Annotated in this window: 12 protein-coding genes; 9 read left to right on the forward strand and 3 right to left on the reverse strand. The window is 57.5% G+C overall.

All coding sequences use genetic code 11. The annotated features are described in order from the left end of the window. Positions 1-59: 59 nt before the first annotated feature. From INT40_RS21280 to INT40_RS19820, 3 genes are read left to right on the forward strand one after another with little or no spacing between them, the layout of a single operon-like run. Positions 60-2,534, forward strand: a complete 2,475-nt coding sequence (locus INT40_RS21280) for an ATP-dependent DNA helicase (RefSeq protein ID WP_193096815.1) — start codon at positions 60-62, stop codon at positions 2,532-2,534. Next, on the forward strand, positions 2,531-5,272 hold the full coding sequence (locus tag INT40_RS19815) for a helicase-related protein (protein ID WP_193070622.1): 2,742 nt from the start codon (positions 2,531-2,533) through the stop codon (positions 5,270-5,272). Before INT40_RS21280 ends, INT40_RS19815 begins: the two co-directional genes overlap by 4 nt. Before the next feature lie 15 nt (positions 5,273-5,287). Continuing rightward, on the forward strand, positions 5,288-5,830 hold the full coding sequence (locus INT40_RS19820) for a hypothetical protein (RefSeq protein WP_193070621.1): 543 nt from the start codon (positions 5,288-5,290) through the stop codon (positions 5,828-5,830). A gap of 209 nt (positions 5,831-6,039) precedes the next feature. On the opposite strand, the gene INT40_RS19825 is transcribed toward INT40_RS19820, so the two are convergent. Further along, positions 6,040-7,359: an AAA family ATPase gene (locus tag INT40_RS19825; RefSeq protein ID WP_193070620.1), complete on the reverse strand. Its 1,320-nt coding sequence runs from the start codon at positions 7,357-7,359 to the stop codon at positions 6,040-6,042. A gap of 283 nt (positions 7,360-7,642) precedes the next feature. Between INT40_RS19825 and INT40_RS19830 the strand changes: the two genes are divergently transcribed. From INT40_RS19830 to INT40_RS19850, 5 genes are all read left to right on the forward strand, one after another. Next, the gene (locus tag INT40_RS19830) at positions 7,643-8,344 is read left to right on the forward strand and encodes a metal-dependent transcriptional regulator (RefSeq protein WP_193070619.1); all 702 of its coding nucleotides are present in this window, start codon (positions 7,643-7,645) and stop codon (positions 8,342-8,344) included. A 528-nt stretch (positions 8,345-8,872) separates the two neighbouring features. Beyond that, positions 8,873-9,361, forward strand: coding sequence for a class Ib ribonucleoside-diphosphate reductase assembly flavoprotein NrdI (nrdI, locus tag INT40_RS19835; protein WP_193070618.1), 489 nt, complete (start codon positions 8,873-8,875; stop codon positions 9,359-9,361). After that, positions 9,358-11,514 carry a class 1b ribonucleoside-diphosphate reductase subunit alpha gene (nrdE, locus tag INT40_RS19840; protein ID WP_193070617.1) on the forward strand — a complete coding sequence of 719 codons (2,157 nt, stop codon included), beginning with the start codon at positions 9,358-9,360 and terminating at the stop codon, positions 11,512-11,514. Before nrdI ends, nrdE begins: the two co-directional genes overlap by 4 nt. A gap of 67 nt (positions 11,515-11,581) precedes the next feature. Continuing rightward, positions 11,582-12,571 carry a class 1b ribonucleoside-diphosphate reductase subunit beta gene (nrdF, locus tag INT40_RS19845; protein ID WP_226831707.1) on the forward strand — a complete coding sequence of 330 codons (990 nt, stop codon included), beginning with the start codon at positions 11,582-11,584 and terminating at the stop codon, positions 12,569-12,571. Positions 12,572-12,619: 48 nt separating this feature from the next. Then, positions 12,620-13,183 (forward strand): NADPH-dependent FMN reductase, encoded by a 564-nt coding sequence (locus INT40_RS19850; RefSeq protein ID WP_193070615.1) that lies wholly within the window; start codon positions 12,620-12,622, stop codon positions 13,181-13,183. Between the two features lie 320 nt (positions 13,184-13,503). Here INT40_RS19850 and INT40_RS19855 read toward each other — a convergent pair whose 3' ends face one another. After that, on the reverse strand, positions 13,504-14,058 hold the full coding sequence (locus INT40_RS19855; protein WP_193070614.1) for a hypothetical protein: 555 nt from the start codon (positions 14,056-14,058) through the stop codon (positions 13,504-13,506). A gap of 476 nt (positions 14,059-14,534) precedes the next feature. After that, positions 14,535-16,271: a dihydroxy-acid dehydratase gene (gene ilvD / locus INT40_RS19860; protein WP_193096816.1), complete on the reverse strand. Its 1,737-nt coding sequence runs from the start codon at positions 16,269-16,271 to the stop codon at positions 14,535-14,537. Between the two features lie 153 nt (positions 16,272-16,424). Between ilvD and INT40_RS19865 the strand changes: the two genes are divergently transcribed. Then, positions 16,425-17,084 (forward strand): helix-turn-helix transcriptional regulator (locus INT40_RS19865; RefSeq protein WP_193096817.1); only part of this gene is annotated, 660 nt, incomplete at its 3' end.

Raw genomic sequence — 17,084 nt, forward strand, 5'->3', positions numbered from 1 at the left:
TGGTCATGTTTGTGAGTGCTCCTTAAAACCTGTCTCACAAAACCATACGGCCGCAGAGCGTGGCCGCAACGACAGTGACCGAGAAGCCGAGCACAGGCGCCCAAGCCACCTCCGCCGTGGGCGCAGGTGCTCACACCAGCTCGATCGAATCGTCGAGTGACCTACTCGCCGCCGCCGTCGACCACAAGCTAGGCGCCAAAGGAAGCCCGAGACGTGGACAGCAAGATCTCTGCGACGACGTGGCTGACGTCATGTCGACCTCAATTACCAACCGTTCGACCGCTGTGACCGAGACTGCGCCACAGCCAGCACTCCTGGGTCGGGCCAAGACTGGCACCGGCAAGTCTCTGGGCTACCTGGCACCTGCAATGTTCCATGCCGCCAAGTACGGCCACCGCACCGTCGTGTCGACGAAAGACCTTGCCCTGCAACGACAGATCGTTGACCAGGACGCACCGCACATCAACGCTGCCCTCGACCAGGGCGGCTATGACAAGTCTGCGGTCACCGTCCTCAAAGGTTTCAGCAACTATGTCTGCCCTCGTTCCCTCATGCTCTCAGTCACTGATGCCATCGACACCACCGCGTCGACCAAACATTCCAGCGTCGTCGACGGTATCGAACGTCTGACAGCACCTCTGACCAACGATAACGAGGCCGAGAGCTCCGATGGCTACGCGGAATTCGTCAAAGGCCGCATGGACAAGTTCGTCACCGAATCCCAAGGACTCCTCGACGAACCCACACGTGACTTCTACACCTGGGCGACGACAACAGGCATCGACACGAGTGGGCCCAACGTCCACGATCTCTCCGACTACCCACACGCTCTGCCAACACCGGTCAAGCTCTCCGCCACCCAGCAGCGCACCGATTGCCCCGCCACCTGCCCTCTGGCCGCGATCTGTCCGCCCAACATTTCACGGCAAAGAGCCGCTGATGCCGATGTGATCGTCACCAACCACACGTTCCTGGCCATCCAAGCCGCCGTCGACGCGCCCGTGATCGTATCGAACAAGACCATCGGCCCCATCGACCACCTCATCATCGACGAAGCCCACGAACTTCCAGCCATCACCCGCAAGCAAGCCTCCGGCGCAGTGTCCTCGCAGATCATTGGCAAACTCGCCAGCACTGTGAGTAAGCTGCTCGACGATGACGAGGCCGCCGACAAAGCCGTCCACGCCTCGTCAGTCGTCCGTGACCTCATGCGCACACACCTGGGCCAGATGATGGGCGAGGAAACTGGCGAACTGACCATTGACGAAGACACCGATCCAACCGAAGGATTCCGCGCCTCATTCGACAACTGGGCAACGACGACCAAAAACGCACTCCTGGCCGAGAAAAACGCTCTGGGAAAGTCGGAGACTATGAGCCCCGTCCAACTGCGTCGCTCCGATCGCCTGGCCTCTGCAATCCGCCAATTGGCCGAACTGCGCAGCGTGCTCATCCAAGCAACTGAACACCGCCCTGGCCGTGCACGGTGGATCGCCAAAGACGACTCAGGCCTGAGTCTCAACACCTCAGCAGTCGGTGTGGCCAAGATCCTCGGCGAACGAGTCTTCACTGGTTATGAGCCCGCCGACCCCTCAGAACTGGCGGCGCAAGCGGCAGAAGATGCCCAGCGCGGTGACATTGAAGACGATGAAGACCAGGAGGCTCGCGACGTGCCCTTCTGGCGGCAGGGCAATTCCTACCCGCTGTCGGTCACCTGCGTTTCGGCCACGTTGCCGGGCACTTTTCCCAGAGATATCGGCCTCGATACCGACGTCATCGACTACGCATCTGTCTTCGACGACGCCTACGCTGCTTCCGCATTCTTCTCTCCACGAGTCTCCAACGACGACGGGGGAGTCGACCCCGATAAGCTCTGCCGCGGATTCGGCAGGCGCAAGAAGCTCGACTACGCCAAGCACCGGGCCTGGTCGATCGAGACGATGACCGAACTCATCCGCGCCAATGGTGGATCTGCCCTCGTCTTGGCGACGTCGGCCCAGGGCGGCAAAGCGTATGCGCACGCGCTGCGATCGGCCCTCGACGTTCCGGTCTACGATCAGTGGTCCTCAGCCGGGGCCAGCGTGCTCAGGCACAACTTCACCTCGAACGAATCATCAGTCCTCGTTGCCACTCGCGGCATGATGACCGGCCTCGACGTCCCCGGTGATGCACTGAGTCTGGTCATCATCGACCGTATTCCCAGAGCACCCATGAACGCAGTCGACAATGCCAGAGCCGACCTCATCTCCTCCGACGGGGTCTCCGGCTTTCTCGAACAAGACGACGTCTACGGCTCCGATGCCGCCGTCCTCCTCGAACAAGCAGCTGGCAGGCTCATCCGTTCAATCACCGACACTGGCATGGTTGCCCTCCTCGATCCGCGAATCTCTCCGAAATCGGACCTGACGAACAAGCGCAACCCGTCCTATCGCTACTACAAGCAGATCATCAAGCCCTTCGGCACGAAACTCTCATCCACCGATGAAGCTGTGTCGTGGTTGGCCGGACAGTCTTCCCAGCGGGGTCGGTCATGAAGGCGCGACTGAGAATCGAGGGCACTCTGCGACAGCCCGAGCTTCACGCTGCATTCGACCGCGAGGCCGAGCACGCTCAGAAGCCCGGCCATTCCCTCATCGATTTCATCAAGTCGATGCCATCACGCCGATGGTCTCCCGACGACGGCGAATGGATCATCACCGGCACCGGGATCAACCCACAGAAACGCTTCACTCGCGCCGGGTTCACCATTGACCTCGGCGATGACGAGTTCGCAGACATCATCGACCTCGATGATCTAGTCGAACCGGTGAGCAAACTAGCCAAGAACAAGCGTGAAGTCTTCATCCGACCACGACTGCTCGGGTACGAACCCACCCTGGCCCTACTTGGACTCTCGGCATCCTGGGACCGGGAGAGGCAGCGTTTCACGATCCCTGTGGCCGACATCCTTCGCGCAGGTCAACCCATCGAAGGTATCGACTTCGACGACGAGACCATCGAAGCTGCCCGTGACGCCAAAGGCCGTGTGAGAGTCGATGAGGCAGTTGCTGAGTCGGTGACTGTCTTGGCTTCAGCCAAAGACTCCGCTGAAGCCGGCGAACACATGAACGAGCTCATCGGCCACGTCGGTGACGTGCCTGATTGGTTCGGACTTGATCTCTTCGCCTACCAGCGCCTTGGCGCCCTGGCGGCCGCATCTGGACAAGGCTATATCGCGGACGAACCCGGCCTCGGGAAGTGCGTTGTCGGGCAGTCGAGAGTCGAAACCATCAACGGTGGGCACGAGATTCAACGATTGTGGGCTGCCCGACAACGTCGGTCATATGTCGACCCGGACGGCGACAACGGCGAACTCATCGACCTTTCGGACAACGAGATCACGGTGCTGAGCATTGACGCCTCAACCGGTCAATCTCGTTGGGCCTCGGCCAGCCATCTCTACCGTCAATCCTATCGGGGCCGCATGTTCACGATCGATGCTGACAATGGCACACGCCTGACTTGCTCGCCCAGGCACAAGTTCCTCACTCCAAGCGGCTGGAAGATGGCTTCGGCAATCGTCGCCGGGACGGATGAGATCTGCGTGCCGAATCACTTGGGCCAGGATGAGAGCTCGAACACCACAAGCGTTGGCGTGACATCCGTGCACGAGACTCAAGACTTCCGCGGCTTCATCTATGACCTGACGATTCCAAGCACACGCTCCTACGTCGCCGAAGGCATGTGGGTTCACAACACCCGCTCTGCTTTGGCCGCAGCCGCCATCGTCAAGCCGTCTCGAGTTGTTGTTGTCGGCCCTCCTGTATCCCTGACCAACTGGGAACGCGAGACTACTTTCTCCGGCCTGGCCCACGCTTGTGCCGGTGCTATCGGCAGGGACGTCACCGTGACGGAGTCTGGTCAGCCCAAGGACGACGGGGGATTTAGCGCAGCCCACTTCCCGATTCACGGTGACGACGGTGAGTTCGAGGCCTTGCCGATCAACAAGATTGTCTCCAGCCGCAAAGTCAAAGACTTCCCCGAGGCTGGAATCGTCATCGTCTCCGACGACATGCTTCGCTCACGCCCACAGGTGCTCTCTGACTTGCAGAAGTGGTCCCCTGAAGTGCTCATCGTCGATGAGATCCACAGGCAGAAAACGTGGGAGGCTGGGAAGTCGACGGCGGTGCGCAGACTCTCCTATGCCACCCAGAATCTCACGATTGGCCTCTCCGGCACCCCGCTCGATGGGTCACCAGACCAGTTGGCCAATCAACTTGAGATCACCGGCCACCTCTCTCCGGTCTTCGGCGGAAAAGACGCCTTCCTCAACGAGTACTGCTCCCGCAACCGGTTCAATGCGTTCATGCCGGTGAAGAAGAAACTGCCGAAACTTGGCCGGATCCTTGATGCACACGTGTGGGTGCGGCGTACCAAAGGTGATGTGCTGCCGTTCCTACCGAAGAAGACCCGCCGCGTCGAGTGGATCGATGTCCCCATGCGTGACTACCGACAGGCCCACCGTGAGTTGCTGATGAAGATCGGCGAGGTCGCTGCCGAATTCCATGAAACCAAGGGTCGGTGGCCCAGCGTCGAAGCCCTGATGGCCGAACTTCCGGACCTCATCAGCCTTTCATCGCCGTTGCGCCGGGCGGCAGGAATGGCCAAGGTCGACATCGTCTCCGAGGCCATTACCGAACATCTGGAATCAACCACCGAAGCCGACGATGACACTTACGACCGGCCCCTCATCACCTGGGTTCATCACAAAGATGTCGCCGAGGCCATGATGGATAAGCTGGCTGCCGAGAAGGTTCCAGACGTCCGCCTCATCAGTGGAAAGACTGGACCTGAAGAACGCGACGGCATCATTGACTCCTTCCAAGCCGGGGGAGTTGGGGTGCTCATCGCCTCGATCACCGCTGCCAACACCGCCATCACGCTCACTCGGTCATCAGACATGATTTTCGCTGAAACTGACTGGCGCCCGCCCCAGATCTCGCAGGCCGAAGATCGCGCGGCAAGGATCGGTCAGACCCGGCCCGTCATCGTCACCGCCTATGCAGCTGTCGACACACTTGACGAGCGGCTCCACGCCTCCCTGGAGACCAAGGGGTCAATACTTGAAGACGTAGTCGTCGGAGGCGACAACATGGTCACCACTGGGACTAAAGGTGCGGCCATGTCGCTGACGGACATCATCGTCGATGTCGTTGACCAGGCGATCATCGGGGAGAAGAAGGGCAAGCTCGCCCAATGGCGGGCCGAACGCGCGACTGCGATGGCTAGTTAAGGCATAGGACAAGGTATGGACTTCTTGAAATCGGCTCAGTACATCGCCACGGCAGACGAGGGCCCGGAGGTCATCCGCATTGCCGGGGTCGTGCTGACTCTATTGTCACGAACAAAGGCAAAGTCATTGCCTGACCTCAATCGGGCGCTTGATCGCGGGGATAACAACGCAGTTCAGGGGATTCGCAAAACGCTGCTCACCGACTGGCAGATGGAAGCCATGACAAAGCACTCGGCGATGCTGGCTCCACTGACGGCCGCACCGCTCGTCCACCTCATCTACTGCTCGACGTGTGGCGAACACTGCTATTCGGCCAACGACTACGGCTCCAGATGCCGCATGAGTATGGATTGCGGCGAGAAGACGATCCACAAGTCGAAGAAGGCCACTCTCGTGCCGAAAGGACAGGCGCCGGCCTCGGCCAACATTGAAGAGAGCGAGGCGATCAAAGCAGCGCCAGTCAACGCCGTAGACGGTGCCGTCGATGACGATGTGTGGACCGTTCCCAAGGCAGGCGACGACGAGATTTGGGCGATGGACGCTGATGTTGAAGAATGAAAGACAACCAGCCTGAGACGGTGTGGTGAGCAGTGAGCGCCAGGCAATCAAATATTGGCACGTCAACGATCTCATCGGTCCGATAACGAACTAGTTGACCCCAATCATTCGAATGCATGGAGATGCTCACTGCACCAGCTCAGGATGGCGACAACGAAAAGGCCGACCGGCGCAATCGCTGGTCGGCCTTTTCTATTGCTCAATAGCCCTCAGGCGTTGATGAGCATCCGTCGCACTTTCCGATGGGCCTTGCGCTCCGAGCTGGAGACATCGGCCGATGCGATCGACAGCTTCCAATCCTCACATGTGATGAACGACAGGTGCGCGGTGTGACGCGAAAGCATCACGCACAGGCGACCCGGCGACGAATGGTGATCGGTGACGGCCTTGACCCCGGCGAACGGATCAAGGGCGACCACAGCTGGCCATTGGCCACCTTGGAGACTGTCAGCCGTACCGACAGTGATCATGGCACTGTCATAAGGGTCGAGCAATCCTGCCAGCCGCGATTCAATATAGGACCGCTGGGCATTATGAGCGACCACAACGGCCATGTGGCGAGCAGCGAGATACATGTCCTCGGCGTTGCCTTCGTCGTCGACTTGAACGTACTTCTTGCCCAACAGCTCGACGACCTTGTCACAGACCTCATCGAGGAGGTCTGGATCGTGGGCGACTGGGGCTGTGGCGACAACGGAGGTCTCGACCTCGGCATGACCTTCGACGTACTTCTCTGAGCGCTTGGAGTCGAATGGGAAGTCGTAGAAGTGCTGAATGATGTCAGTTGTGGTCTGGCCAAGACGGTAGGTGTGGTCCAGCGACAGGACAACAGCTTCGGGATCACGCTCAAACGCGATCGGTGCCGGAATGTGCGGGGGAGTGTGAGCACGGTCGAAGACTGTGGTGTCGACAGTCACGACTGGACCGATCTGGCCGGGATCTCCCACGAAGAGCACCTGATCAGCCTTGTCGATTGCGGCAATGGTGTCTGAGAACGAGGACTGGTAGGCCTCGTCGACGATGTAGAGGCCACCGTCGCCCTTCTCAGTGTTCTTCCGACTCATGCCAGCAGAGGCGATGGTCTGAACGGCAATAGCACCGGTGCCCAATGCGCTGCCGAACCCGACGCGCTCAGCCCAGGCTTCGGGCATGATCTTCGACGACGCGGCCACGACGGAATCGGAACCGAATGCCTCGGCAATGCGGGTGATGAGTGCCTGGCCGGAGCCATTGGTGGGTGTCACCACTGTCACTGGCAGTGTCGGCAGCTCCGAATGGAGGTAGTAGGCCAGTCGGGCGACAAGGGTGGACTTGCCAGCACCGGGAGGTGACTTGATGATGGTGGTCCTGGTGCCCTTCCAGACGTTGTAGAGGGCGTGGGCGAAGACCGAGCCGGGCTCAATGGGCATTGGCCCGATCAGCGGCTTCTTGGCCGTCTTCTTCGGCTGGCCGGTCTGGTCGTCGGTCGTTGATTCCTTGACCGCCACCGAGGGCGTCAAGCCGATGTCTGCAAGTGATAGTCCCGTCATACTCATTACTGACGTGGGTTGTTACAGTGGCTCGACGCTCCGAGCAGAGGAAGAGCGGAGGACTGCTCCGGGTATGCTCGCGTATCGTGGTTGAGAGAATCAGATCCAAAGCGTGGCTCCTGCTGGGGGTCGACCTCGCGGCTAGCGAGGGCCGGTAGCCCGACGAACAGATGCACCGCTCAAATCGACCGCGATCTGAAGTAGCGGCAAGGATGGAGTACGGCGCAGCGTATTTCGCAGTGGCGTCCCGGCGTTGTTGAGAGTTGGCATGTATTCTATCAACGTGTCTGTTTCTGAGTTGTCAACAAGTGCCCAGAACTATCTCAAGGCGGTCTGGGGGCTGACCGAGTGGTCGTCCAACCCCGTCACAGCTTCGCTGATTGCGGAACGAACGGGTTTGAAGCTGTCGTCTACCTCCGACGCAGTGCGGAGACTGACCGCGCAAGGACTGTTGGCCCATACTCCTTATGGAGCTGTCGAGCTGACTGAAATCGGGCGGTCCTATGCACTGGAAATGGTGCGCCGTCATCGTTTGATCGAATCATTCCTGGTTGATGTTCTCCGCTATTCGTGGGACCAGATTCACAATGAGGCAGAAATTCTCGAACACGCTGTCTCCGACTTCATGATCGACAGGATCGATGCCCTACTCGAATTCCCCACTCGCGATCCCCATGGCGATCCAATTCCTGCTGCTGATGGATCTATTGAGATCCCAGACGCCAAGAAGCTCACCGAGGTAGGTGCGGGCAAAATTGTCGTGGTCGAACGAACCTCGGATTCGGATCCTGCACTGCTGAAGTTCTTTGCGGAGAACGGAATCGGAGTCGGTGTCAGACTCGAAGTCGACAATGGTGCTCCGTTCTCCGATGCATTGAACGTCCGAGTCGGAGGTACCGGTCCGGCCGTGGTGCTAGGTAGAAGTGCATCCGACGCACTGTACGTGTCTGTTGTTAGTCTCTATTTGGCTGAGGGCGCCAACTGAGAGGCTCAGCATTCCAGCACAAGTGACTATCATCTGAGACTTCCGAGCGTGGAAAGCTCGCGCGCGGCGTAGCTATGCTTTATGCATCGCCCGCCATCAATCGGGAAGAGGCCCCCGAGCCCCCGGGCCGGGAAGCGGGGGTGGGCCTGCACGGCGGGCGGCTGCAACGAATCTCTCAAGCTTGTCCTTGTCCTCACCGCGCAAATAGACCCCAAGCATGCGCAGTAGATGGAGCATCACGATGTCTGGCTCCGTTGCAGTCGACAAAAGTTGAGCTGAGGCTGCTTGATGACCCTTTCGCACGGTTTCAAATAGTGCGATCGCCTCCAGCCAGGTGCCCTCGCTGCGCTCTTGCATGAACAAGCTCCTAAACATCGCCACGGTAGAGTACGTCTGTACGTAGTTGAAGATACGTTACCACGTAGACAACAGTACGGGGTCGGTGGTACAAATGATTCGTGCTGCCGTATCAAGGCCAAATGGAGCCCGTGGCCAGAGGTCCGCGGATCGCTTAGGGGAGGAGCTCTCATGCTAGATGTACCGGGCTCAGATGAGGCTACGCCTCGGCTAACGGTGCTCAGTCCTGAGCAGTCAGTGGATCTCGTGTACTTCTCGAGCGTGTCAGAGAATACGCATCGTTTCGTCCAGCGGCTTAACCGGCCTGCGATAAGGATCCCTCTGCGGCCCAGGAAGGAAGGCATGATCCGTGTATGCCGGCCGTTCGTGCTGGTCGTGCCGACCTATGGCGGAGGTGAGCATGCCGGCGCGGTGCCCAAACAAGTGATCACATTCCTCAATGACCCCACCAACCGGGACTTGCTCCAAGGGGTGATCACAGCGGGCAACACGAACTTCGGTGAACATTACTGCCTGGCCGGGCCGGTGATCTCGCGCAAATGCAAGGTGCCCGAGCTCTACCGGTTCGAGCTACTTGGGACCCAATACGACGTCGACAACGTCAACACCGGTCTGACCCGGTTCTGGGATCAGGTCAACGATGAGAGGAAAATGGAATGACAGCAACCGTTGCAGGCGTCCCTGCAGAGACCGGCATCGGCTCGAGGAAGGACTATCATGCGCTCAACGCACAGCTCAACCTCTTTGCCCCGGACGGGTCGATCCAATTCGACAAGGATCAGGAAGCTGTTGTCGCGTACATTCAGCAACACGTCGCCCCGAATACGCGGGCTTTTGATTCAGTGCAGCAGCGTTTGTCTTGGCTCGTGGCCAATGACTACTACGAAAAGGACTTTCTTGACGTTTATAGACCCGATTTCCTAGACACCCTGTACGAAAAGGCCAAGGCCACGGGGCATCGCTTCGCCACATTCCTCGGAGCCTTCAAATTCTTCACCTCATACGCACTGAAGACCTTTGACGGTACGACGTATCTGGAAGGTTTTGACGATCGCGTTGTCGCAACTGCTCTTTACCTCGGACGCGGTGATGAGACTTTGGTCGACTGGCTGGTCGAGGAAATGCTTTCCGGCCGGTTCCAACCAGCCACACCAACATTCCTCAACGCAGGAAAAGCACAGCGCGGTGAACTCGTCTCCTGCTTCTTGCTTCGCGTCGAGGACAACCTGGAGTCCATAGGTCGAAACGTCAACTCCGCGTTGCAACTATCCAAACGCGGCGGCGGCGTCGCCTTGTTGCTGACTAACTTGCGGGAGACTGGCTCACCGATCAAGCAAATCGAGAACCAGGCCTCCGGAGTCGTGCCTGTGATGAAGATCCTCGAAGACTCATTCTCCTACGCCAACCAGCTCGGTGCCCGTCAAGGCGCAGGCGCGGTCTACCTCCACGCCCACCACCCCGACATTTTGGGATTCCTCGACACGAAACGCGAGAATGCCGACGAAAAGATTCGCATTAAGACCCTCTCGCTCGGGGTCGTCATTCCCGACATCACCTTCCAACTAGCGAAGGAAAACAGGGAAATGCACCTATTTAGCCCATACGACGTCAGCCGAGAATATGGCAAATCGCTGTCCGATCTTTCGGTCGGTGATCTCTACGACGATCTCGTCGCCAACCCAAGGATTCAGAAGAGAACGATCAACGCTCGAGAATTCTTCAAGACTCTCGCCGAGCTGCAATTTGAATCAGGCTATCCCTACGTTCTGTTCGAAGACACGGTCAACCGTGCGAACCCGAACGAGGGATGGATCAACATGTCCAACTTGTGCAGCGAGATCCTCCAGGTCAATACGCCGTCAACCTACGACCCTGCTATTGCATACCAGGAAGTTGGAAGGGACATCTCGTGCAATCTCGGATCGATCAACATCGCACAGGCGATGGCATCACCGGACTTTGGCGCCACTGTTGAAGCCGCAGTACGAGCGTTGACCAGCGTGTCAGACCAAACCGAGATCGTCGCTGTTCCCTCAGTCGTTGCCGGCAACGACGCCTCCCACGCGATCGGACTAGGCCAGATGAACCTGCACGGCTACCTCGCCTCCCAGCGCATCCACTATGGCTCCGAAGAAGGGATCGACTTCACAGACATCTATTTCCTCACCGTCAGCTACCACGCACTTCGCACCTCAAACAGACTCGCGATCGAACGAGGCCAGGCCTTCACTGGGTTCGAGAACTCGACGTATGCTGATGGCTCCTACTTCGATAAGTACACCGAGGGCAACTGGCAGCCTGCCACTCAGCGCGTTCGTGACTTGTTCGCCGAGGCCAGCATAGCCATTCCGACTAGGGATGATTGGATGCTACTTCGCGATTCTGTCAGAAGGTATGGGATTTACAACGCATACTTGCAGGCAGTTCCGCCGACTGGGTCTATCTCCTATGTTAACAATGCCACCGCGTCCATTCACCCAATCGCGGCGAAGGTCGAGATCCGCAAAGAAGGCAAACTCGGCCGTGTTTATTACCCAGCTCCGCACATGAGTGATGACAATCGTGAGTTTTTTGAAGACGCCTACGAAGTCGGTTACGAGAAGATCATCGATACTTATGCAGCGGCCACTCGTCATGTTGATCAAGGTCTGTCTCTGACGCTGTTCTTCCATGACACCGCCACGACTCGCGATATCAACAAGGCACAGATCTATGCCTGGCGAGCCGGGATCAAGACCCTATACTACATCCGCCTGCGCCAGCCCGCGCTTGAAGGCACCGAGATTGAAAACTGTGTCTCCTGCGCCCTCTAACCTCCCACCTATTCCCTGCAAAGGATTTGTAATGACCCAGATTGATGTCAACCTTCCGCTCACGGAGATGTCCGCGACTCCGCCAGCGTACCGCCATGATCCGACTACACCGCTGCGACCGATCAATTGGAATCGTATTGGTGATGACAAGGATCTCGAAGTATGGAACCGTCTCACTGCTAACTTCTGGCTGCCGGAGAAGGTGCCGTTGTCCAACGACCTGCAGGCCTGGCAGAGGCTCACTGAGGAGGAACGCACCCTGACCATGCGGGTATTCACTGGGCTGACAATGCTCGACACGGTGCAGGCCACTGTCGGCGAGATCTGCCAGATCCAAGACGCTCGTACCGAGCACGAAGAAGCCGTGTATACAAACATTGCGTTCATGCAGTCCGTTCATGCTCGCTCGTATTCGTCGGTGTTCTCCACCTTGACGAGCACTGCCGAGATCGACGACGCATATCGCTGGGCAGTCGACAATGAATTTCTCCAGCAACGGTGCAAAAAAGTGTTGGCACATTATTACGGGCCCGACCCGCTCAAACGCAAGGTGTCCTCGACCTTGCTGTCTTCACTGTTGCTCTACGCCGGGTTCTATCTGCCGCTTCATTTCTCCGTGCATGCAACTCTGACCAATACGGCTGACATGATTCGGCTGATTCTGCGAGACAAAGCCGTTCACGGTTACTACTCCGGGTACAAGTATCAACGCGGGCTAGAGACTCGTTCGACGTCAGAGCAGGAACACATGCGCGACTTCACCTTCGAACTTCTCGAGGAACTCTACGAACTGGAACTGGCGTATTCCGGTGAGTTGTACCAACCACTTGGTCTCATGGACGACGTTGCCGTCTTCGTGCGCTATAACGCGAACAAAGCGCTCATGAACCTCGGCTATCCCGCCCGATTCTCGGCGGAGGAGACCGAAGTCAATCCAGAGATTCTTGCTGCTTTAGCACCCGGCTCGGACGAGAACCATGACTTCTTCTCCGGCTCGGGATCTTCCTACGTCATCGGCAAAGGCGAAAACACAAGTGATGACGATTGGGACTTCTAGACGACCGTGTCAAGACATTCGCACCCAACTATCGAAGGAATCCACTCTATGACGAAGAACATCTCAGTGCTCATTGGCAGCCTCAGGCGCGCCTCCTTTGCACGGAAAATAGCTCACAACGTGATCGACTACTTCCCCGAAGGGTATAACGCGAACATCGTCGAAATCCGCGATCTACCACTCTATGACTTCGACTACGACGATCCCGACGTTGTAGACAAACCGACTCCGGGTGAGTACACGCAGTTTCGCGAGACCATCAAAGCCTCCGACGGTGTCCTCTTCGTCACCGCCGAGAACAACCGCACGATTCCTGCCTGCCTGAAGAACGCCATCGACATTGGGTCCAAACCTAACAGCGACGTCGTATGGAAGAATCTGCCCGCAGGGATCATCAGTCACTCCGTCGGGCGGATGGGAGGCTACAGCTCGCAGAAGAACCTTCGCTTGGCTCTGTCCTATTTCGATATGCCCACTCCCGGTCAACCCGAGGTGTTTCTCGGTCAGTCACCAACGCTTCTGGATGAGACTGGCACCATCGCCCAAGACAGGACAGAGACGTTTATCAGGGGTTATGTCGACCGTTTCGTTCAACTTGTGAACGCTACTTGACCTTCGGCCTGCCCTGACCAGCGTTTGAGCTGATTCATACGTTGGAATCGTGATACTGCTGTGAGAATGCCTGACGATGCTGGATCGGCCCAACCCCGGCGGCAGGACGGTGGAACTTCTAAGAGGTATGCCATTGCGAGGGCGTCCTTGCGCTTCGAGTCTCAGCAGCGATATCCGGTCAGCTGACCGGACCATTACCCACAAATGGAGGGCGATGTTGGAAAAGGGTCGGGTGTGTAGTCCCTTCCTCTCTCACGAATGATTTGTGGCGTTTGAGGGGGCGCAGTCCGAGTGGTTGGCTCCGCGAGGCTCCTGAATCACTATTTCCGACGCAAGGGCGTGACGTTGTTTCCACAGTCGTCACCGATGACTGTGTGGTCGAGTTCCCCGCGCCCTCGATGTCCGAATGATCCGATCCCGTCGTCAGTGGAAATGGCTCTGCGGGCGGCGACCTTGACCATCATCCGGGCTTGGGCGAGCTGACTCGACGCGGGCCGGACAAGAGGGGCCAGTCGGTCGAGAAGGTCATCGGCAGCGTCTTCAGTCAGCACTGTCGTCAACACTGGCGAAAGGGCGACGACAGCCCGAAGATCTGCGAAAGTGGATCGTCTCTGGTCCCTGACGCTGCACTGCTGGAGGTCCCGAATAGCTTTCGCTTTCTGTACCTCGTAGTCCATGACATCGATGCCCGCGAGCATATGAGAGTACGCAGACTCGCGGCGCAGCTGGTCAATTGGCAAAGGTTCGACGTCGATGCCGCCCTCGGCAAGATCAAGGTCTGCCGACGACGGAAGCGAGGAGAACGCTTCGTTGAATTCCCTCAGCCACGTCTCTTGGGCAGGAGTAATCGGGCCGCTGTCGTCGTCGAAGTTCATGCTTCCATTGTTCGGTCGAACCGGCAGGATGGCAATACCCGCCCGACGGAGGGATCCGGTCGGGGGCGCCAACCTTTCAAGCGCCTCATATCCCGTGGGAATTGAGGCGTCTCACCGGTCTGAAAATTCGCTGTTGTCGATTGAGGTGGCAATCGCGGATTTCCGGGGCTACGTCCGAACCCTCAGATTCTTAGAACTATGTCTTGTAACCTGATGCTGCACAAGGCGTGCACGTAGTTGGTTACGAGACACACAGGAGCGGCCCATGGCGAAGCTGATCGGATACGTGCGATATGTGAGCGTGAGACACGTCCGCTAAGTCCTCCGTCTCACGTGTAACACCACCTTGCTGCCGGACTCGTCTGGGGCTGCCGTTACCGTGGAACTTTTCAGGTCGGGTCTTTCCCAGAGGCTGAGCTACATTGAGTGTCCTCTCGGAATTTGTCAAAGTTCGAAATAGTTGGCAGCTCTGTCACTCACACGTGGTTTGACGGAAGACAAACCGCACCTTTGGAAGCTGTTCCGACAAGGGCTGCATATTTGGCCAATACTCCCCGACTTGAGCTCTTGTGAGCGACGCGATTGGCGGAACGTACGAGCAATTCGCTCTTGTCGACTTCGAGGTCAAGGCGGCGCTCGTTCAAGTTGAGTTTAATTGTGTCCCCATCACGTACAAGATCGATCGGACCACCGGACGCCGCTTCTGGAGCCACGTGAGCCACACAGTTTCCCGTGGTTCCTCCCGAAAAGCGACCATCAGTGATCAGTAACGTGGTCGCGCCTAGTCCCGCTCCCTTTATCGCACCGGTGACCGCAAGCATCTCTCTCATGCCTGGGCCACCTTTCGGCCCCTCACCGCGAATGATGACTGCTGTGTTGGCTGTAATTTCGCCAGTGGAAAGGGCATCGAGACATTCACGTTCACCCTCGAAGACCCGCGCTGTCCCATCGAATTTCTCATAGGAGAAACCCGCAGCCTTTGCGACTGCTCCGTCCGGTGCCAAGGTCCCGCGCAAAATTGTAAGTCCGCCAGTTGCACGGTACGGCTTCCCGGTGGTGTATAGGACTTTGCCATCGGGTGAAGGAGGGTCAATGTCTTCGAGGTTCTCGGCGACCGTGCGTCCAGTCACTGTTAGGCAATCCCCATGGAGCAGATCAGCATCGAGAAGCGCCCGCATGATCACAGGGATACCGCCAACTCGGTCGACGTCACGCATGACGTGGCGACCGAAGGGTTTTACGTCTGATAACAGCGGTGTGCGATCAGAAATTGCCCCAAAATCGTTCAAAGTCAGAGACACGTTAGCTTCATTTGCTATGGCCAGAAGGTGAAGCACAGCGTTGGTCGACCCGCCTAACGACATCAAAACAGTTATCGCGTTCTCAAATGCCTCACGGGTAAGCACATCTCGCACGGTCATACCGTTCCGAATCATCTCCATGACAGCTGTGCCGGAGTCTCGTGCCACAACAGTTCTGCGCTTGTCGACTGCCGGCGGCGAAGCGCTACCTGGCAACGAAAGACCCAACGCTTCCCCCATGCTGGCCATCGTGTTCGCGGTATACATGCCAGCGCAAGCCCCTTCACCCGGGCAATAGGATCGTTCGATCGCATCGACGTCTCCCCGCTCGATCTTTCCTGCCTGGCAAGCACCGATCGCTTCGAAGGCATCAATGATCGTGACTTCACGATCCGTGCCATCCAACATTCTGGCCAAACCAGGTAGAGATGTGCCGGCATAGACGAAGACTGATGCCAGTCCCAGACGCGCGGCTGCCATCATCATTCCCGGAAGTGATTTGTCACACCCAGCGAAGAGCACTGTTCCATCGAGCCTCTCGGCTTCGACCACGGTTTCAACAGAATCAGCGATGACCTCGCGCGAGACCAGCGAATAGTGCATTCCGTTATGTCCCATGGAAATTCCGTCCGAAACAGAGATCGTGCCAAACTCAAGTGCGACTCCGCTGGATTCTCGGACGCCCTCTTTGGCGGCGGCGGCAAGCCTCTGCAACGAGAGGTTACACGGTGTGATTTCATTCCAACTCGAACCAATACCAATTTGAGGTTTGTCAAAATCAGCATCGTCAAGTCCAACCCCGCGAAGCATTCCCCTCGCGGCTGCCTTCTCAATTCCATCAGTGACATCACGTGAACGAGGCTTCAAAGTCGACCGCTTCGTATTTGAGTTGGTGCGAGTACTAGATGACATGGAACTCCTCGTGTATCGCTTCGTGTAGTCTCTTCGCATTGGGCCCGCGCTATCGCTTCGAAGGCTGAGTACAAACTTTGCTATACATGGTCTATGCCTACAACGCTGTAGCGCTACTAGTACTTGCGGCACCACCCGAGGGGATCGATCGCTATGAACGAGAACGAAGACGAATCTGCGAAACGCCGATCTGCATTAGCAGCCTTTCTCAAACAAAAACGAAAGGGGCTTCCTCGTGACATACTGAACTTGCCACTTGGTCCTCGTGGTCGCACAGTCGGATTATCCCGCGAGGAAGTGTCGTATCACGCCTCGGTGAGCATGACGTGGTACACCTGGCTGGAGCAAGCACGAACAATCCAGCCATCGAGGGCGGTACTTCTCTCCATCTCCAACGCATTGCAATTGAATGAACAAGAACGTAGTTACGTCCTTCATTTAGCCGGTTATTCTGGCGCTCCTCAACCAAGCCGCGACAGAAACCTGGAAACGCTGCCCGAATCAGTTCAGCAGTTGATGGATTCCATCAATCCAAACCCTGCCTACGCAATCTACACCGACTGGTTTTTCGCCGGATGGAACAGCGCCTACCAATCACTATTCCCACGAGTAGCGCAGGTACCAGCAGAAGAACGAAACCTAATCTCAATGATCTTCACGGAAGACTCTGTTCGCCGACTGATGCCCGACTGGGACACCGATAGCCACCGATTCCTAGCTCAATTTCGTGCGGAAGCTGCACCACACTTCGGACAACCCGAAGTCGCGTATATGGTCGACGATCTATTCGAGAACAGCAGCGATTTCCGTTCG

Source organism: Brevibacterium sp. FME17 (genome assembly GCF_014897515.1).
In the GTDB taxonomy this organism is placed as follows: Bacteria; Actinomycetota; Actinomycetes; order Actinomycetales; family Brevibacteriaceae; genus Brevibacterium.